This is a genomic window from Streptomyces fractus (assembly GCF_049844455.1).
Taxonomy (GTDB): Bacteria; Actinomycetota; Actinomycetes; order Streptomycetales; family Streptomycetaceae; genus Streptomyces; species Streptomyces fractus.
Window position 1 is genome coordinate 1,276,673 of record NZ_JBMYHI010000002.1, and the last position, 21,977, is coordinate 1,298,649.

The following is a 21,977-nucleotide window of genomic DNA, read 5'->3' on the forward strand; positions in this document are numbered from 1 at the left end:
CGCGAGGAGGGACCGTGCGCTTCGAACTCTCATGATCATTGCAGCTTCCTCACTGGTCGTTGCCTGGTCACTTGAGGGCTGGTCACGTGGGGCCCCCGGTCACTTGAGCGCCCCCGCCGAGAGCCCGCTGACGATGTTGCGCTGGGCGACCGCGTAGAAGATGACGATCGGCAGCACCGCGATGAGCGAGGCGGCGAGGAGGATCTGCTGTTGCGGGGAGTCCGCGGAGACGAAGTTGGTGAGTCCGCGCTGCACCGGCATCAGCGAGCTGTCGTTGAACAGCACCAGACCCATCAGGTACTCGTTCCAGACCTGCATGGCCTGGATGACGGCCACCGCGACGAGGCCCGGCCGGGCCAGCGGCAGGATGATCCGCCAGAACGTGCCGAGCAGCGAGGCGCCGTCGATGGCGGCGGCCTCCTCCAGTTCCTTGGGCTGGCTCGCGAAGAACCCGCGCATGATCAGGATGGAGATCGGCAGCCCGCCCGCGATGAGGACGAGGATGTAGCCGATGCGGGTGTTGGCGAGCCCGAGCGCGATCATCAGCTTGTACTGGGCGATGAACGAGGCCGGCAGCGGAATGATCATGATGACGAGGATGGCCCCCACCAGGGCGCCGCGGCCGGGGAACTCGATGCGTGCGAGGGCGTACCCGGCCATGCTCGCGATGACCAGGATCCCGAGGACCGCGGCCGTGGTGTAGAGGAGGCTGTTGGGCAGGTACTGGCTGAAGCCGCCCTCGTTCCACGCGGCGGCGAAGTTCCCCCACTCAAAGGGGCGCGGAATCGGGTTGGTGCCCTTGTAGAGCTGCTTCGAACTCTGCAGGGATCCGCTCACCACCCACAGCACCGGCACGAGCGCCTCGAGCGCTCCGGCGATCAGCAGGGCGTACAACGCCACGCGTGGTCCGCGCAGGCGGCTGCCGGGGCGCCGCGGGCCCGACGCCGGCGTCGACACCTTCGCCGTATCGGATCCGCGTACCCGGTCGAGAAGCGCACTCACGGTCAACGTCCCTTCTCCGTCCGGGAATCGGCGGCACCGCCGAGCCTGCGGGAGGCCCACAGCTGGACGCAGGCGAGGACGACCAGGCACAGCCCGAAGATGACGGACATGGCGGCCGCGCGGCCGAACTCGCTGTACTGGAACGCCTGTTGGTAGATGTGCAGAGTGGGGACCTCGGTGTGACCGGCGGGGCCGCCGTTGGTGAGGACCTGGACGGTGCCGAAGATCTGCAGTCCGCTCAGCAGGGTCAACACGCTGACGATGCCGGTCACATGGGCCATCCCGGGCCAGGTGACGTAGCGGAACTGGGCCCAGCCCCGCGCCCCGTCGAGGGACGCCGCCTCGTACAGCTCCTGCGGTACGTCCTGTCGGCCGGCGAGGAAGAGGATGAAGCCGAAGCCCCAGTGGTACCAGACGAAGACGACGGCGACCGCGATCAGCGCCGTCTTGGGGTCCCCCAGCCAGTTGTGCGACAGGCCGTCGAGGCCGAGGGCCTTGAGTGTCTGGTTGACGACCCCGATGTTCGGGTCGAGGAACCACGCGAACATCACACCCACCACCACCGTGGAGAACACCCCGGGCAGGTAGTACACGGTGCGGAAGAACGCCGCGCCGCGGCGGGCGCGGTGCACGGCGAGCGCCATGACCATCGACACCGCGTTGGCGACGACCAGGCCGACGACACCGTAGAGGACGGCGTTCTTCATCGAGCCCCAGAACTGGGCGTCGTGCAGCACGTAGCGGTAGTTGGTGAGCCCGACGAACGGGGTGTCCAGGCTCACCCCGTCCCAGGACTGGAAGCTGAGCAGGATGCCCTGGATGAACGGGACCACCGTGAACACACCGATCACGGCCAGCGCCGGCGCCAGGAAGACACCGGCGGCAAGCAGCCGATTGCGGCGCCCCATTACGCGCTCTTCTGCGCCGCGTCGAGGTCCCCGAGGACCTGGTCGACCGTGCGCTCCTTGAGGACGAGGGCCTGAACGCCCTTCTGGAGCGCGGTGTTGACCTGTTCCAGGATCTGGTTCTGGACGAGCTGGATGTGGGAGATGTCCGCGGCGATGCCGGTCAGCTGCTTCGGGATGTTCTTGTCGGACACGGCGCGCGCGGAGGGGATCAGCGGGACCCCCTTCGCCCAGTCCCGCTGCTGGTCGGCGGCGGTCAGCCACTTGAGGAACTTCAGGGCCTGGGCCGCGTTCTTGCTGCGGGGATTGACCGCGGCCCCCTTGGCGGCGCCGCCGACCAGGCGCGGCGTCCGGGTGCCGTCGTCGGCCTTGGGGAGCGGGAAGGAGCGGAAGTCGGTGAAGTCCGGGGCGGTCGCGCGGGCCACGCCGACGGCCGAGGTGCCGTCGAAGATCGCCGCGACGCCCTGGGTGTTGAAGAAGGCCTTCTCGACGGTGGGGTTGTCGGTGGTGCCGCTCGGTATCGAACCGTTGGCGATCACGCCGGCGTCCCGCAGATCCACCACGACCTGCAAGGTCTTTCGCCAGCCCGCGCTCTTCCAGCTGTTCTTGCCCAGGAAGGTGTCGTTCAGCTCCTCATCGGTCATGTAGTTGGACGCGTACGTCTGGATCACCTGGTTGGAGAGGCTGGCCGCGAACCAGAAGGGGCCCTTCCCGGACTTCTTGATCTTTCGCAGCTGGTCGATGAACTCGCTCATCGATGCGGGCGCCTTGTCCGGGTCGAGATCGGCGGCCTTGTAGAGCCCGGCGTTGACGAAGACGCCCAGGGCCGGGGTCTCCCAGTGGGCGCTGTAGATGCCCGGCTTCACGTGCTGGGGATTGTCCGCCCCGAACGTCGTCGTCTTGAGCGTGGCGGGCAGGAAGCTGTCACCCCAGCCGCCCTGCATCTTCTCGGTCAGGTCCATGGCCCAACCGGCCTTGTAATAGGGCGCCATGGAGTGCCCGTCCACCACCGAGTACATGTCCGGCATGTGGCGGGACTGGGAGCTCGACTGGAGCTTGGTCAGGAAGTCGGTGGGACCGACGTCATCGATCCTGATCTTCACGCCGGTCTGCTTCGTGTACTGCTTGGCCAGCGCCTTCAGCGTCGCGGCCTGGCCACGGGACTGGTTCATGAACACCAGCTCCGAACCGCCGCCCGAGCTGTCCGAGTCACCGGAACCACATGCCGTGAGCGAGGTGGCTGCGAGCGCGGTGCCGATCGCACCGACGAGGAAGCCGCGTCGGGAGGGACCCGGGCCGGCGGAGATCGGACCTGTACCTGTCGAGCCCGCCGTGTGGAATCGCGTCATCTCGGGTCTCCCCTTTGGGTTGGTAGCCGGGTTGGTGGCGAAGACATCGCACGAGGAGCCGCCGGCCACGATGGACCGAAAGAAGGGCCCCAGGATCGTCGAAACAAATTGCTGTCGGCCGCACTGGCGGTGAACGTAAGGCGGGCGACACGGACCCGTCAACCCTCACCACACGGTCAGTTTTCGCGGACGGCAAGGGAGTTGACCGAGTCGGGCGCCGAAAAAAGTTTCGGTGTTACGGTGCTGCGCGGCGCGGGCGGCCGCCCCGCCACCACGCCCCCGGGGGAGCCATGGCATCGGACCCGCAACGCGTCACCCTGGCCAAGGTCGCCGAGTCCGCCGGCGTCTCGGTGGCCACCGTCTCCAAGGTCATCAACGGCCGCCCCGACGTGGCGCAGCAGACGCGCGACAGGGTCCTGGAACTGCTGCGCCGCTACAACTACGGCGGGAACAAGGACAATTTGCGTTCGCACCCGACCGTGGAACTGTTCTTCGGGGTCGAGCGGCTGAGCATCTACCACACGGAGATCATTCAGAGCGTGGTGGACGCCGGGGCCCGCGAGGGCGTCGCCGTGGTGGTCGGCAGGCGCGGCGACCAGGAGCACGACCCGACGGCCGACCCGGTCGCATGGGCCCGCGGCCTGGCCGCCGCGGGGCGGCGCGCCGTCATCGCGGTCACCGCGAACACCCTCTCGCCCCCGGCCCGCGAGGCCCTGAGCCGGTACCGGATGCCGCTGGTGCTGCTCGACCCGGAGTCCCTGCCCGACGACTCCGTCGTCAGCGTCGGCGCCACCAACTTCTCCGGGGGCCACGCCGCGGCCGCGCACCTGCTCTCGCTCGGCCACCGCCGCATCGCCTACCTCGGCGGCCCGGAGCGCGCCGGTTCCAACCAGGCCCGGCTGCACGGCTTCCGCAGCGCGATGGAGGCGGCCGGCGCACGGGTGCCGGCCGAACTGGTCCGCCACGCAGGCACGTTCCACGCGGCCGAGGGCCTCGCGCACGGGGAACGCCTGCTCGGGGAGAGCCCCGCACCCACCGCGGTGTTCGCCGCCTCCGACGAACTGGCCGCGGGCCTCATCGAGGCCGCCCGCCGGCGCGGCCTGCGCGTACCGGACGACCTGAGCGTCGTCGGCTTCGACAACACCCCGCTGGCGCAGGTGACTTCGCCACCCCTGACCACCATCCACGGCCCGGTCCACGAAATGGGCGCGGTCGCGCTGCGCACCGCGCTTCAGCTGGCCGCCGGGGACCGGATCGACTCCCACCACGTCGAACTGGCCACGCGGCTGGTCGTACGGGAGTCCACGCGGGGGGTGGGCGGGTGACGGGGTTGCGTGGCGACGCAGCCGCATGGGTCACGGGACCGTATTGGGCACGGGGTTGCGGCGTCCCGGATTTACCTATGTTGACATAGGTATCACCGCATACATAGGCTGACGCCGTGCCGGAGAGCAGCAGGGTTCGTCAGAGCCAGAGCGTCGACCGCGTGGCCGAGGGCCTCGCGGCCGCTCTGCCTGTGCTGCACCGGTGCGTCGAGCGGCACGTCGAGAGCCTGCTGCCGTACTCCAAGCCGCCCGAGGCCCAGCTGGCGCTGCTCCAGTACGTCGCCGGGCACGACGGTGTCACCGTGCGCCAGGCGGCCGACGCGCTGCTCATGAAGCCGAACAATGTCAGCGCCCTGGTCACCCGCCTCAGCGAGGCCGGTCTCCTCGAGCGGCACCCGGACCCCGCGGACAAGCGCGTCGTGCACCTGCGGGCCACCGGCCTGACCGCCGAGCGGATCGGCGAGGCCCAGGGAGTCGCCGCGCGGCAGATCGCGGACGCGCTGGGGTGTCTCACCGAGGGCGACCGCGCCGCTCTGGGCTCCGCGCTCGGCGCCCTCGAGGCTCTCGGCCGGCAACTGCGCGACCGCTCGGCCTGACCCGGCCCGGCCAACTCCCGTACGCGTACCGCCCCTTCCGCTGCCACGGAAGGGGCCGGGCGTGCTCCCCCGTATTCACGATTCACGCGCGCACAGGCGCACACCACACGTCTTGAGGATTCCTCGCCCATGTCTGCTGCCGCTGCTCCCGCAGCGCCCACGTCGGCCACCACGCCCCGCGACCGACGCGCCAATCCCTGGCTGACCCTGGTCGCCGTCGCCTTCGGTCTGTTCATGGTGGGCCTCGACGGCTCCGTCGTGTCGATCGCCAACTCCGCGATCGCCGAGGACCTGAACGCCACCACCGCCGAACTGCAGTGGGTCACCAACTCCTATCTGCTGGCCCTCGCCGCCACCCTCATCCTCGGCGGCAAGCTCGGCGACCGCTTCGGCCGCCACACCCTCTACCTGATCGGCGTCGTCGGGTTCACGCTCGCGTCCGTCGCCATCGGTCTCGCCGGGTCGGTGGAGGGTGTCATCGCCTTCCGCGCCGTGCAGGGTGTCTTCGGCGCGATGCTCATGCCCAACACACTCGCGCTGCTGCGCGCGGTGTTCCCGCCGAAGAAGTTCGGCATGGCGGTCGGCATCTGGGCGATGATCTCGTCCGTCGCGACCGCGCTCGGCCCGATCGTCGGCGGACTGCTCGTCGAGCACGTCAACTGGGAGTCCGTCTTCTACATCAACGCCCCCATCGGCGTCATCGCGTTCGTCTTCAGCATCCTGGTGCTGCCGCAGTCCAAGAACGAGGCGGCGGCGAGCGAGAAGTTCGACGTGCCCGGCGTCGTGCTGCTCGCGCTCGGCCTCCTCGCCGTCGTCTTCGGCGTCGTCAAGGGCGAGACGTGGGGCTGGACTTCGGGCGGCACGCTCGGCTCGATCATCGCCGGTCTCGTCGTCCTGGTCCTGTTCGGCTGGTACGAGACCCGGGTCACGAACCCGCTGCTGCCGATGCGGCTCTTCCGCAATCCGGCCCTGACGATCGGAACGATCGTCACCGCGCTGAACTTCTTCATCCTGCTCGGCATGATCTTCTTCGTGATGCTGTATCTGCAGAACGTACGCGGATACTCACCCGTCGAGTCCGGTGTCCGCACCCTGCCGCTCAGCCTGCTGTCCATGGTGGCCGCGCCGCTCGGGGCCAAGCTGACGGACAAGTACGGTCCGCGTCTTTCCATGCCGGTCGGCATGGCGCTCGAAGCGGCCGCCGCGTTCACGATGCTGTCGTGGAGCGCCGACTCGTCGTACACCACGATGTGGGTGCCGTTCGTCATGCTCGGACTCGGTGTCGGCATGGTGATGTCCGCGTCCTCCGACGCCATCGTCGGCAACGCGCCCGTCCGCGACGGCGGGGTCGCCGGTGGCCTTCAGGCCACCGCGCTGCAGATCGGTGGCGCGCTCGGCACATCGGTGCTCGTCTCGCTCATCAGCAGTCGCGTCGGCTCCACACTCACCGGTGAGCTGACGGACGCGGGGGTGCCCGGGCCGGTCGCCACGCGTCTCGACGAGGCGAAGGACGCGGTCTCGATGGGTGTCTCGCCCGTCAGCGACGCGATGCCCGCGCAGCTCAAGTCCGCGGTGACGGAGGGCAGTCAGGCGGCGTTCATGAACGGTGTGCACACCGCCGTCCTCGTCACGGGCGTCCTCGCCGTCATCGGCGCGGTGCTCGCCGTGCTCGGCATCCGCGGCAAGGCCGCGGGCCACGCCGGGCCGGAGCCGGCCGACACACCTGCCGCCGAGGTCCGGGCCGAGACGGTCCCGCTCTCCGTCGGTACGCCGATCAGCGGCCACGTCCGCGGGGCCGATGCCGCCCCCGTGGCGGGGGCCGCCGTCACCTTGATCTCGCTGGGCGGGCGGCAGTTGGGCCGCACGGTGGTCCGCGCCGACGGCTCGTACCGGCTCGACGCGCCGGGCGCGGGCAGCTACGTCCTCATCGCCTCCGCCGACGGCTCCCAGCCGCAGGCCTCCACCGTCGTGGTCGGCGAGGCGCCGATCTCGTACGACATCCTGCTCTCCGGCACCAGCGGCCTGGTCGGCACGGTGACTTCGGCCGAGGGCGGGCAGCCGGTCGGCAGCGCCATGGTGGTCGCGGCAGATGTGCGCGGCGACGTGCTCGCGGCCGGTGTCACCGAACCGGACGGCACCTTCTCCTTCACCGAACTCGTCCCCGGGCAGCTGACGTTGGCGGTGACCGCGACGGGGTACCGGCCGGTCGCGCAACCGGTCGAGGTCGGCGCGCAGGGCGTCACCAGGACCGAGATCGAGCTGCCCGCCGGCTCTCGGCTGAGCGGTGTGGTGGAGGCGGCGGGCGGGCCGCTGGCCGACGCCCGGGTGACCCTCGTCGACACCGCGGGCAACGTCGTCGCCTCCATGGCCACCGGCCGCGACGGTGTCTACGCCTTCGCGGACCTGGACGGCGGCGCGTACACGCTCATCGCGACCGGCTACCCGCCGAAGGCCACCCACCTGTCCGTACAGGGCCACGGGGTCGACGGCCACGACATCGAACTCGCCCACCCCGGCGAGTGACGAGGCCCGGGCCGGACACTGTCGTCCGGCCCGGGTTCGCGCCTCCTCTCAGAACGGTTCATCAGACGGCGGCGATGTCGATGGACTTCTCCTTGAACCCCTGGGCGATCAGGCGCTTCATGACGCGCTTGCCCACCGGATTGCCCGTGAGTTTCCCGGTGACGGCGCGCATGGTGACGTCCTTGCGGGTCTGGGGCACGAACATCGCAAGGCCCCGCGTGCGGCCGGACTTCTGCTGGATGTTCATGAAGGGGCGCAGCTTCTGGTCCCACTCGCGCAGCGCGCGGGGTGTGTTGCCCGGGTTGCGCTGGAGCAGGGTGCCCAGGAGGTCGGCGCCGGCCAGGGCGGTGGACGCGCCCATGCCGGAGTAGAGGGTGAGGCACCACGCGGAGTCGCCGAGCAGGACGACACGGTCGGTGTGCCAGGTGCCCATCTCGACCTGGTGGACGGAGTCGAAGAGGTGGTCGTCGGCCTGCTCGAACTGGTCGAGGAGGTTGGCCAGTACGGGCCCCGCGGGTTCGGGGCCGAAGGCGCGGCGCAGCGACTCGATGGGCGGCCGGCGGAATTGGGCGTCCTCGTCGTCGGTGCGGTAGTTGAAGAGGACGCCGGGTTCGTGGTCGCGGAAGGGGAACGTCCATACGGAGCGGCCGGGTTCGGCCAGGATGAGGCCGTCGCCCTGCCGGTAGCCGGGCACGGGCTCCTTGATGACGGTGGCGCCGATGATGTGGTGGAGCGACCGCATGAACTTCTGGTCGGGCCCGAAGACGAGGCGGCGCACGGTGGAGCGCAGGCCGTCCGCCCCTACGACGAGGTCGAAGCGCTCCGTTGTCTCGGTGACGATGTCGCCATCGGTGGTGGTGCGCAGGGTGACGTCCACGCCCTCGGGATGCTCGTCGACGGCTATGGGTGTGGTGCCGTAACGGATCTCGGTGCGGGGCACGACGGTGTCGTACAGCGCGGCCTCGATGTCGCCGCGCAGGATGAGGCGCGGGTCTCCGGGCAGGTCGCCGTAGCCCATGCCGGGGCGGCGGCGGCCGGACCGGTCGGTTTCGTAGGTGACGCCGTCGGGGTCGGCGCGGTTGCCGATGGCGTCGAGCACGCCCATCCGCTGTGCGGTGGCACGACCGGTCTCGAAGAGGCCGACGAAGTAGCCGGCGGGGCGCCGCGCCGGGGCGCGCTCGACGAGTACCGGTTCCCAGCCGATCTCTCGCAGGCGCATGGCCGTGGCCAGGCCACCGATGCCCATGCCGACGATCAGGGCGCGGGGTGTCTCCATGGCGATCGTGTCCCCTTTCGGGCCACTCTCAGGCAACCCTCAAGTAAGTGGAGAAGCCATCTCCGATTACGGACCCCACCATACCAGCCAAGTGGAGAAACCATCTCCACATAACTCGGTACAGTGGGACCATGAGCCGACGCACCACGCCCGCCCCGCACCCCGAGACCCCGGCGCGCCCGCTGCGGGCGGACGCGGAACGCAACCGGCAGCGCCTGATCGCCGCCGCCCGGGAGGTCTTCGCCCAACGCGGCCTCGAGGTCACCCTCGACGACATCGCCCACCACGCGGGCGTGGGCGTCGGCACCGCCTACCGCCGCTTCGCCAACCGCGAGGAGCTCGTCGAGTCCGTCCTCGAGAACGAGGTGCGGCGGATGCTCGACGAGGCGGAGGAGGCGCTGACCCACCAGGACGCCTGGGAGGCCCTCGTGCACTTCTTCCTGGGCTCCGCGCAGGCGTTCGCCGACAACCGGGGGCTGCGGGACGTCCTGCTGCACAGCGCGCACGGCAGGACCCGGGTGGCCGCCGTACGCGAACGCCTCACCCCGGCCGTCAGCGCCCTCATCACCCGCGCCCAGCGGGACGGCCGGCTCCGCGACGACATCGAGCCGACCGACTTCCCTCTCATCCAGCTCATGCTCGGGGCCGTCACCCAGGCGAGCCGGGACGTCGCCCCCGAGCTGTGGAAGCGCTACGTCATCCTGCTCCTGGACGGTCTCCGCAACGACCGGGACCGCCCCACCCCGTTGGGCCACCGGGCGCTCGACCAGCACGAGTTCGACCGGACGATGACGTGAGGCTCCGGCGGCCCGACGGTTCCCGCGCTGGCGTAGGGTCGTCGGCGTGACAGAGGAGGAGACGACAGCGGGCGGGCCGGCGGCCGGTTCCGGGAAGCGGCGGCAGCGCAGGCAGCCCAGCGACCCCGGTCGACAGCGCGACCCCGTGGGCACGCGCCGGGCGATCCTGACCGCGGCCGGCGCGGAGTTCGGCACGCACGGGTTCGACGGGGCCCGGGTCGTCCGGATCGCGCGGGCAGCCGGCGTGAGTCACCAACTCATCACCTACTATTTCGGCGGCAAGCGGGGGCTCTACGAGGCGCTGAGCGAGCGGTGGCTGTCGACCGCGATGCCGGTCAGTCACGACCTGCCCTTCGCCGAGGCCGTGGGCCGCTTCGTGCGCATGGCCCAGGAGGATCCGGGCTGGGTGCACACGCTCACGCGCGAGGAACCCGGGATGCGGCCGCCCGCCGAGGACGACCGCGCCACCGAGCTGCTCAAGAGCGTCGAGGACCTGCGCGCACGGCAGGCCCGCGGGGAGATCCGCGACGACATCGACGTGGGGGTGCTGTCCCTCGCGTTCTTCGCCGCGTCGGTGGCGCCGGTGGCACTGCCGTGGATCGCCCGTGAGTTCACCGGGCAGGACCCCGCGTCACCGGAGTTCGTCGACCATTACGCCGAGCAGATCGGGCGGATCATCGCGGCGCTCGGCGACGTGACGAACGACAGCGGTCGCACGGAGGAGTAGCGACTCAGCCGGGCGGAAGTCGCCGGGACAGTTGCTGGTGGGCGAGGTGCCAGGCGCCCTGTTCGTCCATCACCCAGACCCGGGTCACGGCGGCCTGGATGACGAACGGCGTCGTGTCCGGAACGAACGCGATCCTCATCTCCTGGAGGCAGCTGACGATCGCCGTGGCGCCGAAGCGGCGGACGGTGACGTCGTAGGTGTCCACCCGGCCGGTCCGGCCGAGGCGACCCGCGTAGTCGAGATAGTCGTCGACGCCGTGCTGGTGGCCGACGGCGGCATGCACGACCACGCAGTCGGGGTGCATGAGAGCCCGCAGCTGCTTTTCCGGGTCGGTCGCCGTCTGTGCGGCGAGCCAGGCCTGCTCGGCCTCTTCCACCGTGAGAGGTGCTGTCGTGGTCAAAGTTCCAGCTCCAGAAGGGGAGTTCGGGACCGGGACGAGCAGGGCGTGAAGAGGCCCTGCGCGTGTTCGTCGTCGGTCAGGACGTCGTCCTGGTGGTCCGGTTCGCCGGCCCGGACGCGCACGACGCACTCGCCGCAGATGCCCTGTCCGCAAGAGAAGGGGGCGTCGACGCCGTTCGCGAGCAGGACGTCGAGGACGCTCTGGTCCTCGGGCACCTCGTACTCGGCGCCCGTAGTGGCCAGGCGCACGGTGAAGCTGCCGCCGTCACCGGCGACCGGCTCCGGCGGCGAGGCGCTGAAGCGCTCCTTGTGCAGGGCGGACGGCGGCCAGCCCAACTCGGCTGCCCCGGCGAGGACATGGTCCATGAAGCCGCCGGGCCCGCAGACATAGACCGCGGTGTCGGGGTCCGGCGGGCCGACGTCCCGGGCCAGGTCGAGGCGCTGCTGCTGGGCCCCGTCGTCGTAGTGGAGGCTGGCGCACGGGTGGCGCTCCAGGTCCGCCGCGAAGGCCGCGTCCGCGCGACCGCGGGCGCAGTAGTGCAGGTGGTAGTCGCCCCCGGCGGCGTCGAGCGCCTGCGCCATCGAGAGCAGCGGGGTGACGCCGATACCGCCCGCGAGGAGCAGGTGTCGGCGCACGGGGGCGAGTCCGAACCGGTTGCGGGGCGCGCCGATCCGCAGTGTGTCGCCCTCGGCGAGGGTGTGCATGGCGCGTGAACCGCCGCGCGACGCAGGGTCGTTGAGCACGGCGATCCGGTACTGCTTGCGCACACCGGGCGGGCCGCACAGCGAGTACTGCCGCACGATTCCCGCCTCACCGACCTGTACGTCGATGTGGGCCCCCGGCTCGTAGGCCCACAGCTCCTCACCGTCGGTCCTGGCCAGATCGAAGACCGCGATCCTCGGTGTCGCGTCGTGCCGCGCCACGACGATCACGTCGATCCAGGGAACGCTCACGTCCTGGCCGCCGTGGTGACTCCGGACTCGACCTGCCGCAGGGGCTCGCCGGGCGCGCCGACGCCGAGGGGGTCGCGGCCCGCCTCGACGTCGTCCATCATCGTGCGCAGCATGCGGCGGAGCATGACGACGCCGCGGTCGGAGGGGGCGAGGGTCTCCTCGGAGTGCCGGGTGATGTCACCCTGGGAGCGCTGGGCCTCGTAGTCGCCGGGGAAGCGCTGCTTCTCCTCCTCGGTCAACTCCCAGTTGTTCTTGCCGTTCTGCTTGATGCCGAAGGCGAACGCCTCCATGCGGCCGGGGTCGGCGGCGCGGATCGCGAAGAACATCCGGTGGTGGGTGTCGTCGGAGGGCACCACCCAGGCCAGCATGTCGTGGCGGGCGTCGGGGGTGACCCTGATGAAGTCGGGCAGCACGATGATGTTCGGCAGTTGGAGCTCCACCGACCAGTTCAGGTCGATGAGCGCGCCGTCGTCACCCTTCTTGTCCTGGTAGCGCTGCACGTACTTCACGCCGAGATCGGTGCGGTGGTACGTGACGCGTTCCGCGACGGTTGCCGGGTCGTAGTAGCTCTCCGGGAAGCCGGTGGTGCCGGTGCCCTGGAACTGAAAGCCGCTGTGAGTGGAGTGCAGCCAGGACGCGTGGACGGGATCCACGGCGTTCTCGAACAACTGGAGCCAGTTGTAGTCCTGTTCCATGCCGGTGACCTCGCAGCCGGGCACCGGCCAGGAGCTGAAGTACTCCTCGCCCTCGCCCAGCGGTTCGAGGCAGTCGTAGCGCGGCAGCGGCGGTTTGCGGTCGGGCGGGCCCATGTAGGCGAAGACAAGGCCGTAGCGTTCCTCGACCGGGTACCAGGGCTGGCGGGCAAGGCCGCGGCGGCGGCCGCCGTCGAGTTCGCAGGCCTGCTCCAGGCAGTGGCCCTGTACGTCGAACTTCCAGCCGTGGTAACAGCAGCGGATGCCGTCCTCTTCGACGCGGCCGTAGAAGAGGCTGCTGCCGCGGTGTGCGCACCGTTCGAAGACGACGCCGGGCCGGCCCTGGCCGTCACGGAAGACGACCAGGTTCTCACCCAACACCCGCGTACGGTGCGGGACTTCACTGGTGAGGGCGGTGGAGCTGGCGACCGGCTGCCAGTAGCGGCGCAGCGCCTCGCCCATCGGGGTGCCCGGACCGGTCTCGGTCAGCCGGGCGTCGTGGGAGGAGGGCTTGCGGCCGTAGCCGGTGCCCGTGTCGGGCGCGGTGGGTTCGGTCATCGTGAACCATCTCCTCGGCGTTGAGGCAGGACAGGGCAGGGGGCGTTGAGGCGACGGGCCGCACCGGCGGATCGCGCGGCCCCAGAAGCGCCTCTGCCGTTTGTACGAGCCTGATGAAATCCTGTCAATGACCCTGACCTGCTTTGATGAATTACTTGCAGACCCCTGACGGAGACGCTCCCCGTCCTGTTACGTTGGCGCCGCGCCGCCGCACCAGGCCCCGTCGAGGGCCCCGGCCGCCGCACGCCCCGAACCGAGAACGCGCCTCGCGAGCACCGCAGTTCAGCGTCTCCCGCGCGTTCCCTCCCCAGCCGAAGGAGACGACGATGCCCGGACCTTCCACATGACCGCCGCAAACGACAGCGACACCCGCACTACGTACGACTACGTCGTCGTCGGCGCCGGGTCGGCGGGCTGCGTCCTGGCCGCACGCCTGGCCGCCGATGCCGACACGCGCGTCCTGCTCATCGAGGCCGGTCCACCCGCAGACCGTGGCCTACTGGTCCAACTCCCTGTCGGGGTCGGCCTGTTGTCCGGCCGCGAATCCATCAGCTGGGGTTACGAGTCGGAGCCCGAGCCCAGCCTGAACGGGCGACGCGTCCCGGTCCCCCGCGGCCGGCTCGTCGGCGGCACGGGGTCCATCAACGGGAACACCCACGTCCGCGCGCACCGCCTCGACTACGACGACTGGGCCAAGGCCGGTGCCATCGGCTGGGGTTGGGACGACCTGCTGCCGTACTTCCGCCGTTCCGAGCGGAGTTGGCGCGGCGACACCGAGCACCACGGCGGGTACGGGCCGGTGGGCGTGTCGTCGGTCGTGGAGCGCGGCCCCTTCGCGCGCCGCCTCGATCAGGGCGCGCGGTCCCTCGGAATCGGCTTCCCGGACCAGACGCAGGGCGGCGATCCCACGGGCGCCGGGCAGAACGAGACCGCGATCCACCGGGGCCGCCGCCACAGCACGGCGGCCGCCTATCTGCGCCCCGCGCTGCGCCGCCACCCCAACCTCACGCTGCTCACCGGCGTACTCGTCGACACGGTCGTCCTCAAGGACGGGCAGGCCGTCGGCGTACGCGTCCTCAAGGGCACGCGAAGTCGTGTGATCCGTGCCGACCGGGAGGTCGTCCTGTCCGCGGGCACCTTCAACTCGCCGCAACTGCTCATGCGTTCGGGTGTCGGAGCGGCCGACGACCTGACCGGCCACGGCATCACCCCGGTCATCGACCTGCCGGGCGTCGGCAAGAACCTCCAGGAACACCCGGCCGTGCCGGTCCTGTTCGACGTCCTCGACCCGGTGACCTTCCACGAGCGACTGCGCGCCGACCGTCTCGCCCGGCATGCCCTGCGCTGGCTCGTGACGGGCACGGGGCCCCTGGCGCGGATGCCGGAGTTTCTGTCCGCGTACATCCGCACCCGCCCCGAACTCGACCGGCCCGACGCGTTCCTCGGCATCATCGCCGGCGGCTTCGCGGCCCGGCCCTGGTTCCCCGGCATCCGCCCGCTGCGCGACCGGAACTGCCTCGCGCTCAACGCCGTCGGCACACCGCTCAGCAGGGGCGAGGTGCGGCTGCGCTCGGCCGATCCTGCCGACGCCCCGCGCATCACGTTCAACCTGCTCACCGAGGCCGCGGACGTGGCAGCGCTGCGCGCATGCGTCCGTACGACCCGCGCGATCCTGCGCAGCCCCGAGGTCGCGCCGATGATCCGGGCCGAGCTCGCGCCGGGCCCTGACGTGCGTACCGACGACGACCTCGACGCCTACCTGCGCGAGCATGCCGGGTCCGCCAACCACGCCTGCGGCACCTGCGCCATCGGCACGTCCGAGGACGCCGTGGTCGATCCCGAACTGCGCGTCCGCGGTGTGCGCGGGCTGCGCGTCGTGGACGCGTCGGTGCTGCCGAGCGTGCCGGGCGCCAACATCAACGCCACCGTCATCGCCGTCGCCGAGAAGGCGGCCGACCTGATCCGCGAGAGGACACCGGCATGATCCGCGAAAGGCCACCGGCATGAGAGAACCCCTGTCGTACGACATCGCCCGCACCGCAGCCGAGGCGGCCCTGGAGGCGGCGCGGGCCGAGGGGCTGCGCGTCAGCGCCGCCGTCGTCAACCGCAGCGGGATCACGAAGGTGGTCCTCACCGACGACGGCGTGGGCCCGATCGGCGTCGAGACCGCGCGCCGCAAGGCGTACACGGCCGCCGTGACCGGGGTGCCGACGGCCGAGTTCGCGGCTCTCGCGGCCTCCCCCGCGATGGCCGCGGCGCCCGCCCACCTCACCGACCCCCAACTCCTGCCCGTCATCGGCGGGTTGCCCATCACCGTCGAAGACGGCGAGGTCATCGGCGCGATCGGCGTCGGAGGAGCGGACGGCGACAGCGACGAGAGGTGCGCGGCCCGCGCCCTGGAGGCCGTCGCGCACCTGACGGCCCGACCCGACCCCGTACGGAACCGACTCCCGGAGAAGAACACACCATGATCGAAGGCAACCTCGTCGTCGAGGGCGTGGCCCACAACTACAACTTCCGGCCCGAGAACTGCGTGAACGAGCACGTCGGCGCCGCCATCGGCGAACACCTCTACCACCTGCACCGGCGCACCAGCGGCCCCGCGTACACCCTCGAACGCTCCACCTACATGCAGGGCGCGGGCTCGGACATCATCGGCCGGGCGCTGCTCGCCGAGAGCCAGACCGATGTCATCGCCTTCCACGAGACCCCCATTTACGGGCACTTCCGCGACGGCGGGTCCGCGCTGGTCCACGGCCTGGAGATGCGCGAGAAGTGGCCGGAGCGCGTGCTGATCTACGGAGCGGTGTCCCCGCTGCGTCCCGGCGCCGTGGACCGAGTGGACGAACTGGTCGAGAAACACCGGGTGAACGCCCTCAAGCTGTACCCGATCGATGTCGTCGAAGGCCGAGTCACCGCCCTGGACATGGGCGACCCCGAGGTCTGTTTCCCGGTGTTCGAGCGGGCCAGGCACCACGGCATCAAGGTCGTGGCCATCCACAAGGCGCTCCCGGTGGGCCCTGGCCCGTCCTCGGCGCTCGGCATGGCCGACGTCGAGGCAGCGGCGCTCGCCTTCCCCGACCTGACCTTCGAGGTCGTGCACGGCGGCATGGCCTTCGTCGAGGAGACGGCGCTCCAGCTGGAGTCGTTCCGCAACATCTGGGTGAACCTGGAGGCGACGTCGTTCATGGCGGTGTACGCGCCACAGCGGTTCGCGCAGGCCATGGGCGCGTTCCTTGCGGCCGGGGCGGGCGACCGGATCATCTGGGCGACGGGCTGCGACGCCGTCCACCCGCGGCCGGTCATCGAGGCGTTCTGGGACTTCGAGATGCCCCGCGAACTGGTCGAGGGGTACGGCGTCCCCGAACTGACCAAGGACGTCAAGGCCGACATCCTCGGCCGCAACTTCCTCCGGATGCACGGCATCGACGAGGCCGGCCTGCGCTCGCGCATCCGGGGCGACGAGTTCGACACCACCGAGCTGGCGCCGCCGTGGGGAGGCCGCATCGAGCCGGCGGCGGACGTCGCGGGTGCCCGGTGACGGCCACGGAGGCGGACGTCCGGGCCGCGCTCAACGAGATCATCGATCCGTGCAGCATCACCGCCGGAGTTCCGGCGGGCCTCGTCGACATGGGTCTCGTCCGGGACATCCGCGTCGACGACGAGCCCTCCGGCGGCACCCGTATCGCGGTGACCGTCGGGGTCACCGAGCCGAGCTGCCTCCTGATCGGCTCGTTCGCGAGCGAGGCGGAGGCCAGGCTCGCGGCGCTCCCCGACGTCCGCGCGGTCGAGGTGTCACTCGACGAGGGCCTGGACTGGTCCGAGGAGAGACTCGCGCCCGAGTACCGCCAGCGGCTCACCGAACACCGCGCGGGCGCACGCCGCCGACTGCCCCTCATCGCCACTCCCCCGGAGGGACACACCGGTGAGCGATGACACCACGACGACCGGGCATGCTGGGATCACCGCGCGCAACGCCGCCGTCATGGGCCGCTACATGGAGGGCCTCAGCCGCGCGCCCAGGCCCCCGGAGCGACTGGATCCGCCACCCGTGCGCGTCATGCGCGACCTCGTCTTCAGCACGCCGCGCACGACCGACGGGGGCCGGGCGGAACTGCGCATGGACCTCTACCTCCCGCAGGGTTCGCCCGCCCCGACACCGGTCGTCGTGTGGCTGCCGGGCGGCGGCTGGCGCGGCCAACGGCGGGGCGTGGGGCCGCGGTTGACCCGCCTGTTCGCCGAGCGCGGCTACGCCATGGCCGACATCGAGTACCGCTCGTCCGACGTCGACCGCTGGCCCGCGCAACGGGACGACGTGCTCGCCGCGCTCGGCCATCTGCGTGCCATCGCCGACGACCACGGCCTGGACGCGGGTGCGATCGGCCTGTGGGGCAGTTCGGCGGGCGGACACCTGGCACTGCTCGCCGCGTTCTCCGACTCCTCAGCGGAACCCGCCGCGGGTTCGGTACGCGCCGTGGTGGCGGGTTATCCCCCTACGGACTTGGCGCACTTGGACGACGACGCCTTGCCGGGCGGCGTCCTCGGTGTGGACCTCTCCGACCCGGCCTGGAACCTGCTCGGCGGTGCCCCGGCATCCAGGTCCAGCGCCGCCGCCGACGCGAGCCCGGCCCGGCAGGTCCACGCGCACGTACCGCCCGTGCTTCTGCTGCACGGTGACGCCGACCTGCTGATCGGTCCGGCACAGAGTCGCCGCCTGTACGACACACTGCTCGCGGCCGGCGCCGAGTCCCATCTCATCCTGGTCCACGGCGCCGACCACGGCTTCCTCAACTCGGGTGACTGGGAGCGGTGCCCGCTGCCGGGCACGCTGCACTCCTCCCGCGCCCCGGGCACCGAACGTCCGGTGTCCCTCTCCCCCGCGCTCGTCGAGCGCTTCTTCGACCGACATCTGCGAACGGACCCATGGAATGCATGAGTTGGTGTCACTGCGCCCCCACGCCGTGGGACGGGTCGCGTCCCGACTCGCCCTGGCGGCGGTGTTCGTCTCCGGCGGCCGCCATGTGTGGCGCCATCCTGACGGCCCGGCCCAGGCCGCGGGCCCCCTTCTCCAGCGACTCCGGGCCTCGACACCGCTCCTCGACCGGGTGACCGACCGCCAACTGGTACGCCTGAACGCGGCCGTTCACGTCGCCGCCGGGGCCGGGCTCGCCACGGGCCGCGCCTCCGGCGTGTGCGCGACGGCGCTCGTGGGCTCGCTCGTGCCGACCACCCTGGCCGCGTTCCCCTTCTGGAAGCAGCCGGAGGGGCCCGGGCGCGCGAAGCAGAAGGGCGAGTTCCTCAAGAACGTGGCACTGGCGGGCGGCCTGCTCGCCACGGCCACTCTCGCCGCCGGTGACCGTCCGCATCGGGGACCCCGGCAACGCCCGTAGGAACAAAGCGAGTTCACGCACAAGAGAGGGCCGGCACACCGCTTCGGTACGCCGGCCCTCTCCTACGTTGTTCAGCTCGCCGCCTCCGACGGGTCCGCACCCTCCCACGCGGCCCGCAGCAGTCGGCGTACGCCCTCGGCCGTCACCGGGCGCGGGTTGCTCGGCGGGGCCGCTTCGAGGATCGCCGCAACGGCGTCGTCGACGTCGGACTCCGCGAACCCGTGATCACACAGCGCGGTCGGCGCGTCCACCGCGCGCCGCAGCCGCTGGAGACCTTCCAGGGCAGTTGCCGCCCCGAAGGCCTCCGCGATCCGCCGCTCGGCCGACGGAGCGGCCGGGGCGTTGAAGGCGAGCACGTACGGCAGCACCACCGCGTGCGTCTCGGCGTGCGGCAGTCCGTACCGGCCGCCCAGCACATGGCAGATCTTGTGGTGCAGCCCCGATCCGGCGGACGAGAACGCGACGGCCGACAGGTACGCCCCGTAGAGCATCTGCTCGCGCCCCGCGTGCCCCGACGGGTCGTCCACCACCGCGGGCAGTCCGGCGTCGAGGGCACGGATCCCCTCCCCCGCGAGCGCCTGGTCCACCGGGTCGGTGCGCGGCGCCCACATCGAATCGCCGCAGTGGGCAAGGGCGTTGAGCCCCGAGGCGACGCTCATCGCGACGGGCAGCGACAGGGTCAGCTCGGCGTCGTACACGATCGTGCGGGGCAGGACGCGGGCGTCGACGCCGGTCGCCTTCCGGGCCCCTTCGGTGAGGCCCCAGACACTGGTCGCCTCGGATCCCGCGTACGTCGTGGGGACGGCCACGATCGGCAGACCTGTGGTCAGCGCGACCGCCTTGGCCAGGCCGGTCGTCGAGCCGCCGCCGACGCTGACCACCAGGTCCACGTCGTGCGAGGCAGCGGCGGCGCGGGCCCGCTCGGCCGTATCGACCGGCACGTGCATCACCACCTCGTCGTGGTGCAGCACCACAGGAACGTCGGAGGTGACGGCCTTGGCGAGGTGAGCCTCGTACGCCGACGAGATCACCATCACGCGCGCACCGCCGAGGCGTTCCACCTCGGCCCGTACCGTCGCCCGCGCCTCGCCGGTCGCGAAGCACACGCGCTGGGCGAGGGTCTCGTGCTCGAACCTCATGTCCCCTGCCTCCTAAGCCTGTTGCAACACGATGTCGAACCGCACGCGGGACCATGTGCGGTCGGACAACGCGCGACCGTCCGGGGTCGGCGTGCCGCCCTCGTGCCGGGTGAACTTCTTGACGAGGGACTCCTTGACGCCGAACACCGCGTCCCGGGCGAGCAGTTCGTCGCCCTCGACGAAGATGTGCGTGATGAGCGTGCGCAGTCCGGGCGCCGTGGCCATGAAGTGCAGATGGGGCGCGCGCAGCGGCGAGCGCCCAGCATGGTCGAGCAGCCTGCCCACCGGGCCGTCGTGCGGAATGGGGTACGGGGTGGGCGTCAGCCCCCAGAAGGCGTACGCGCCCTGGTCGTCGGTGAAGAGGTGCGCGCGCCCGGCCACCCGGCCGCCGTCGTACTGCACGTCGTAGAAGCCGTCGTCGTCCGCTTCCCAGACCTCAAGTCGCGCTCCTGGTACGGGATTTCCCTCGGTGTCGGTGACCGTGCCCTCGACCCAGCAGGGCTCTCCCGGGGCGTCGGCCGCCAGGTCGCCGCCGATGGGGATCTCGGGCGATCCCTCGACGAAGAAGGGGCCGACGACCGTTGCCTCGGTGGCGCCGCCGCCCGCCTCGTGGTTGACGTTGATGGTCTGCATCGAGGCACCGAGGACGTCGGACAGCAGCACGAACTCCTGACGGCGGTCGGTGGTGATGTGTCCGGCCGCGGTGAGGAAGTCGATCGCCTGCTGCCACTCCGACTCCGTCAGGCGTACCTCTCGTATGAAGGAGTGCAGATGCCGGACCAGGGACTGCATGAGTTCCTTGAGGCGGGGGTCCTCGGTGTCCTGGAACGACGCGAGCACGGTCCGTACGAGCTCGTCCTCCACCTGGCGTTGCTGGTCCGGGACGGCGTGGGGCGTGGCTGGGGTCATGGGGGGTGCTCCTCCTGTCGACGACGGTGTCGAGAGTGGTGTCAAGGCTGGTGTCGGAGGTGTTGTCGAAGGTGGTGTCGTCGGCCGGCCGCCGGCGGCCCTCGTCGGTCATGGGGCAGGGACCTGATCGGCGTCGTGCCCGTAGATCCAGCCGTTGGCCACGAGGGGGTCCGCCTCGGCCAGGGACGCGTCGCGGGCGGCCTGTTCGGGGCCGTCCGGCAGGTGGTTGATGTCCCTGCGGGCGTGGCTGATCTCCTGGAGCCGGGCCGTACGGGCGATGCGTACGGCCTCGTAGTCGGCCAGCGCGCGGCCGGGATCGTCGGGCGCGGCGGCGAGACACTGCGCGAGCGCGGCGGCGTCCTCCAGGGACTGGGCCGCGCCCTGGGCGAAGAACGGGTACATGGGGTGTGCCGCGTCGCCGAGCAGGGTGACCGGGCCCCGGCTCCAGCGCGGCAGCGGCGCGCGGTCGAGGAGCGCCCAGCGCCCGGGAACACCGCCCGCCGCGATCAGGTCCGTGACGCGGGGATCCCAGCCCGTGAACTCCGCCGCGAACTCCTCGACGGACGCCGTCGCGGTCCAGGATTCGTCGGTGTAGTCCCCGGCAGGAGCGAACGCGACCACGTTGACCGCTTGCCCGCCCGCGATCGGATAGTGCACGAAGTGCCGGCCGGGGCCGAGCCACAGTGTCTGGGCCGGGCGCAGCGCGAACTCCGGTGCGGCGCCCGCGGGTACGACGGCGCGGAAGGCGCAGACACCGGAGTACGAAGGCGGCTGGGGCTCGGCCACCAGGTCTCGGACGACGGAGTGCACGCCGTCGGCACCTATGACGATGTCGGCGTCGGCCGTGGCGCCGTCGGCGAAGTGCAGGCGCAAGCCGCCCTGTTGCTCCTCGACGGCGGTGCACTTGGCACCCAGCCGGATGTGCTCGCTCGGCACGGCGGACTTGATGGCATCGAGCAGGTCGGCCCGGTGAATGGTGTACGTGCGCTCGCCGTAGAGGTCTTCGCAGACACCGGTCAGCCGCTCCACGGAGAGCACCTGCCCGTCTGCCCAGCGCCGGAACTCCCAGCCCCAGTCGAGAGGTACCGCCCGACGCAGTGCCCGTTCCAGGACTCCGAGGCGGCGCAGCAGCCGTGCGGCGTTCGGCGCGAGGACGATTCCGGCGCCTACTTCGGTGAGCGCGGAGGCCTGCTCGTGGACGGTGGCGGCGAGGCCCGCGCGGCGCAGGAAGGCGGCAGCGGCGAGGCCCCCGATTCCGCCGCCGACGACCGCGATGCGCGGACCGGATCGGGAAGCGCGCTCGGTGACGTACATCGAAGACTCCTTCGTCTCAACGTGAACGTGGCGATGGCGATGGCGATGGCGATGGCGATGGCCTGATCCTCACGGACACCCCGCACACCGGGAACGGCTATGTTCATTGAACGGACAACGCC

The 21,977-nt window shown here is 71.1% G+C and carries 21 protein-coding genes; 11 read left to right on the forward strand and 10 right to left on the reverse strand.

The genetic code is table 11. The annotated features are described in order from the left end of the window. Positions 1-99 precede the first annotated feature (99 nt). Genes ACP4E5_RS07835 through ACP4E5_RS07845 form a run of 3 tightly spaced genes read right to left on the reverse strand, consistent with a single transcriptional unit; the run spans position 100 to position 3,256 of the window. Positions 100-1,002 carry a carbohydrate ABC transporter permease gene (locus tag ACP4E5_RS07835; RefSeq protein WP_425826286.1) on the reverse strand — a complete coding sequence of 301 codons (903 nt, stop codon included), beginning with the start codon at positions 1,000-1,002 and terminating at the stop codon, positions 100-102. 2 nt (positions 1,003-1,004) lie between these two features. After that, the gene (locus ACP4E5_RS07840; protein ID WP_425826288.1) at positions 1,005-1,910 is read right to left on the reverse strand and encodes a carbohydrate ABC transporter permease; all 906 of its coding nucleotides are present in this window, start codon (positions 1,908-1,910) and stop codon (positions 1,005-1,007) included. Then, a complete protein-coding gene (locus ACP4E5_RS07845) occupies positions 1,910-3,256 on the reverse strand; it encodes an ABC transporter substrate-binding protein (protein WP_425826290.1) in 1,347 nt (448 codons plus the stop codon). The genes ACP4E5_RS07840 and ACP4E5_RS07845 overlap by 1 nt, the downstream gene beginning before the upstream one ends. Before the next feature lie 290 nt (positions 3,257-3,546). Between ACP4E5_RS07845 and ACP4E5_RS07850 the strand changes: the two genes are divergently transcribed. The 3 genes from ACP4E5_RS07850 (at position 3,547) to ACP4E5_RS07860 (ending at position 7,700) form a co-directional block, all read left to right on the forward strand. Continuing rightward, positions 3,547-4,581, forward strand: coding sequence for a LacI family DNA-binding transcriptional regulator (locus ACP4E5_RS07850; protein WP_425826292.1), 1,035 nt, complete (start codon positions 3,547-3,549; stop codon positions 4,579-4,581). Positions 4,582-4,697: 116 nt separating this feature from the next. Next, a complete protein-coding gene (locus ACP4E5_RS07855; protein ID WP_425826294.1) occupies positions 4,698-5,177 on the forward strand; it encodes a MarR family winged helix-turn-helix transcriptional regulator in 480 nt (159 codons plus the stop codon). A gap of 129 nt (positions 5,178-5,306) precedes the next feature. Beyond that, on the forward strand, positions 5,307-7,700 hold the full coding sequence (locus tag ACP4E5_RS07860; protein ID WP_425826296.1) for an MFS transporter: 2,394 nt from the start codon (positions 5,307-5,309) through the stop codon (positions 7,698-7,700). Between the two features lie 61 nt (positions 7,701-7,761). Here ACP4E5_RS07860 and ACP4E5_RS07865 read toward each other — a convergent pair whose 3' ends face one another. After that, entirely contained in the window at positions 7,762-8,976 is a 1,215-nt protein-coding gene (locus ACP4E5_RS07865) for an FAD-dependent monooxygenase (protein WP_425826298.1), read from the reverse strand. Positions 8,977-9,107: 131 nt separating this feature from the next. On the opposite strand from ACP4E5_RS07865, the gene ACP4E5_RS07870 reads away from it, so the two are divergent. Together ACP4E5_RS07870 and ACP4E5_RS07875 are read left to right on the forward strand one after the other, a co-directional pair. Next, positions 9,108-9,773: a TetR/AcrR family transcriptional regulator gene (locus ACP4E5_RS07870; protein WP_425826300.1), complete on the forward strand. Its 666-nt coding sequence runs from the start codon at positions 9,108-9,110 to the stop codon at positions 9,771-9,773. Between the two features lie 46 nt (positions 9,774-9,819). Further along, the gene (locus tag ACP4E5_RS07875) at positions 9,820-10,500 is read left to right on the forward strand and encodes a TetR/AcrR family transcriptional regulator (RefSeq protein WP_425826302.1); all 681 of its coding nucleotides are present in this window, start codon (positions 9,820-9,822) and stop codon (positions 10,498-10,500) included. A 4-nt stretch (positions 10,501-10,504) separates the two neighbouring features. On the opposite strand, the gene ACP4E5_RS07880 is transcribed toward ACP4E5_RS07875, so the two are convergent. Genes ACP4E5_RS07880 through ACP4E5_RS07890 form a run of 3 tightly spaced genes read right to left on the reverse strand, consistent with a single transcriptional unit; the run spans position 10,505 to position 13,103 of the window. Next, entirely contained in the window at positions 10,505-10,900 is a 396-nt protein-coding gene (locus tag ACP4E5_RS07880; RefSeq protein ID WP_425826304.1) for a nuclear transport factor 2 family protein, read from the reverse strand. Continuing rightward, the gene (locus ACP4E5_RS07885; RefSeq protein ID WP_425826306.1) at positions 10,897-11,853 is read right to left on the reverse strand and encodes a PDR/VanB family oxidoreductase; all 957 of its coding nucleotides are present in this window, start codon (positions 11,851-11,853) and stop codon (positions 10,897-10,899) included. Before ACP4E5_RS07885 ends, ACP4E5_RS07880 begins: the two co-directional genes overlap by 4 nt. Further along, the gene (locus ACP4E5_RS07890) at positions 11,850-13,103 is read right to left on the reverse strand and encodes a Rieske 2Fe-2S domain-containing protein (RefSeq protein ID WP_425826308.1); all 1,254 of its coding nucleotides are present in this window, start codon (positions 13,101-13,103) and stop codon (positions 11,850-11,852) included. Before ACP4E5_RS07890 ends, ACP4E5_RS07885 begins: the two co-directional genes overlap by 4 nt. Positions 13,104-13,446: 343 nt before the next feature. On the opposite strand from ACP4E5_RS07890, the gene ACP4E5_RS07895 reads away from it, so the two are divergent. The 6 genes from ACP4E5_RS07895 to ACP4E5_RS07920 are packed head-to-tail and all read left to right on the forward strand — an operon-like array spanning position 13,447 to position 18,493. Further along, the gene (locus ACP4E5_RS07895) at positions 13,447-15,087 is read left to right on the forward strand and encodes a GMC family oxidoreductase (RefSeq protein WP_425826310.1); all 1,641 of its coding nucleotides are present in this window, start codon (positions 13,447-13,449) and stop codon (positions 15,085-15,087) included. A gap of 19 nt (positions 15,088-15,106) precedes the next feature. Further along, complete coding sequence (locus tag ACP4E5_RS07900) at positions 15,107-15,574, forward strand: GlcG/HbpS family heme-binding protein (RefSeq protein WP_425826312.1); 468 nt, start codon at positions 15,107-15,109, stop codon at positions 15,572-15,574. Then, positions 15,571-16,644, forward strand: coding sequence for an amidohydrolase family protein (locus ACP4E5_RS07905; protein WP_425826314.1), 1,074 nt, complete (start codon positions 15,571-15,573; stop codon positions 16,642-16,644). Before ACP4E5_RS07900 ends, ACP4E5_RS07905 begins: the two co-directional genes overlap by 4 nt. Continuing rightward, the gene (locus ACP4E5_RS07910; RefSeq protein WP_425826316.1) at positions 16,641-17,039 is read left to right on the forward strand and encodes a metal-sulfur cluster assembly factor; all 399 of its coding nucleotides are present in this window, start codon (positions 16,641-16,643) and stop codon (positions 17,037-17,039) included. The genes ACP4E5_RS07905 and ACP4E5_RS07910 overlap by 4 nt, the downstream gene beginning before the upstream one ends. Further along, complete coding sequence (locus ACP4E5_RS07915) at positions 17,029-18,039, forward strand: alpha/beta hydrolase fold domain-containing protein (protein WP_425826318.1); 1,011 nt, start codon at positions 17,029-17,031, stop codon at positions 18,037-18,039. Before ACP4E5_RS07910 ends, ACP4E5_RS07915 begins: the two co-directional genes overlap by 11 nt. A gap of 4 nt (positions 18,040-18,043) precedes the next feature. After that, positions 18,044-18,493: a hypothetical protein gene (locus ACP4E5_RS07920; RefSeq protein WP_425826320.1), complete on the forward strand. Its 450-nt coding sequence runs from the start codon at positions 18,044-18,046 to the stop codon at positions 18,491-18,493. A 71-nt stretch (positions 18,494-18,564) separates the two neighbouring features. On the opposite strand, the gene ACP4E5_RS07925 is transcribed toward ACP4E5_RS07920, so the two are convergent. The 3 genes from ACP4E5_RS07925 to ACP4E5_RS07935 all read right to left on the reverse strand — a co-directional run bounded on the left by ACP4E5_RS07925 (position 18,565) and on the right by ACP4E5_RS07935 (position 21,855). Next, complete coding sequence (locus tag ACP4E5_RS07925; RefSeq protein WP_425826322.1) at positions 18,565-19,632, reverse strand: maleylacetate reductase; 1,068 nt, start codon at positions 19,630-19,632, stop codon at positions 18,565-18,567. 12 nt (positions 19,633-19,644) lie between these two features. Next, the gene (locus ACP4E5_RS07930; protein ID WP_425826324.1) at positions 19,645-20,541 is read right to left on the reverse strand and encodes a dioxygenase family protein; all 897 of its coding nucleotides are present in this window, start codon (positions 20,539-20,541) and stop codon (positions 19,645-19,647) included. 108 nt (positions 20,542-20,649) lie between these two features. After that, positions 20,650-21,855, reverse strand: coding sequence for an FAD-dependent monooxygenase (locus ACP4E5_RS07935; protein ID WP_425826326.1), 1,206 nt, complete (start codon positions 21,853-21,855; stop codon positions 20,650-20,652). Positions 21,856-21,977 lie beyond the last annotated feature (122 nt).

What these genes read in the sequence shown, in the direction of transcription:
- ACP4E5_RS07850 (WP_425826292.1), top strand. Translation starts at nt 3,547, where the DNA reads ATGGCATCGGACCCGCAACGCGTCACCCTGGCCAAGGTCGCCGAGTCC.
- ACP4E5_RS07870 (WP_425826300.1), top strand. Translation starts at nt 9,108, where the DNA reads ATGAGCCGACGCACCACGCCCGCCCCGCACCCCGAGACCCCGGCGCGC.
- ACP4E5_RS07900 (WP_425826312.1), top strand. Translation starts at nt 15,107, where the DNA reads ATGAGAGAACCCCTGTCGTACGACATCGCCCGCACCGCAGCCGAGGCG.
- ACP4E5_RS07890 (WP_425826308.1), bottom strand. Translation starts at nt 13,103, where the DNA reads ATGACCGAACCCACCGCGCCCGACACGGGCACCGGCTACGGCCGCAAG.
- ACP4E5_RS07845 (WP_425826290.1), bottom strand. Translation starts at nt 3,256, where the DNA reads ATGACGCGATTCCACACGGCGGGCTCGACAGGTACAGGTCCGATCTCC.
- ACP4E5_RS07865 (WP_425826298.1), bottom strand. Translation starts at nt 8,976, where the DNA reads ATGGAGACACCCCGCGCCCTGATCGTCGGCATGGGCATCGGTGGCCTG.
- ACP4E5_RS07860 (WP_425826296.1), top strand. Translation starts at nt 5,307, where the DNA reads ATGTCTGCTGCCGCTGCTCCCGCAGCGCCCACGTCGGCCACCACGCCC.
- ACP4E5_RS07935 (WP_425826326.1), bottom strand. Translation starts at nt 21,855, where the DNA reads ATGTACGTCACCGAGCGCGCTTCCCGATCCGGTCCGCGCATCGCGGTC.
- ACP4E5_RS07925 (WP_425826322.1), bottom strand. Translation starts at nt 19,632, where the DNA reads ATGAGGTTCGAGCACGAGACCCTCGCCCAGCGCGTGTGCTTCGCGACC.
- ACP4E5_RS07840 (WP_425826288.1), bottom strand. Translation starts at nt 1,910, where the DNA reads ATGGGGCGCCGCAATCGGCTGCTTGCCGCCGGTGTCTTCCTGGCGCCG.
- ACP4E5_RS07905 (WP_425826314.1), top strand. Translation starts at nt 15,571, where the DNA reads ATGATCGAAGGCAACCTCGTCGTCGAGGGCGTGGCCCACAACTACAAC.
- ACP4E5_RS07895 (WP_425826310.1), top strand. Translation starts at nt 13,447, where the DNA reads ATGACCGCCGCAAACGACAGCGACACCCGCACTACGTACGACTACGTC.
- ACP4E5_RS07930 (WP_425826324.1), bottom strand. Translation starts at nt 20,541, where the DNA reads ATGACCCCAGCCACGCCCCACGCCGTCCCGGACCAGCAACGCCAGGTG.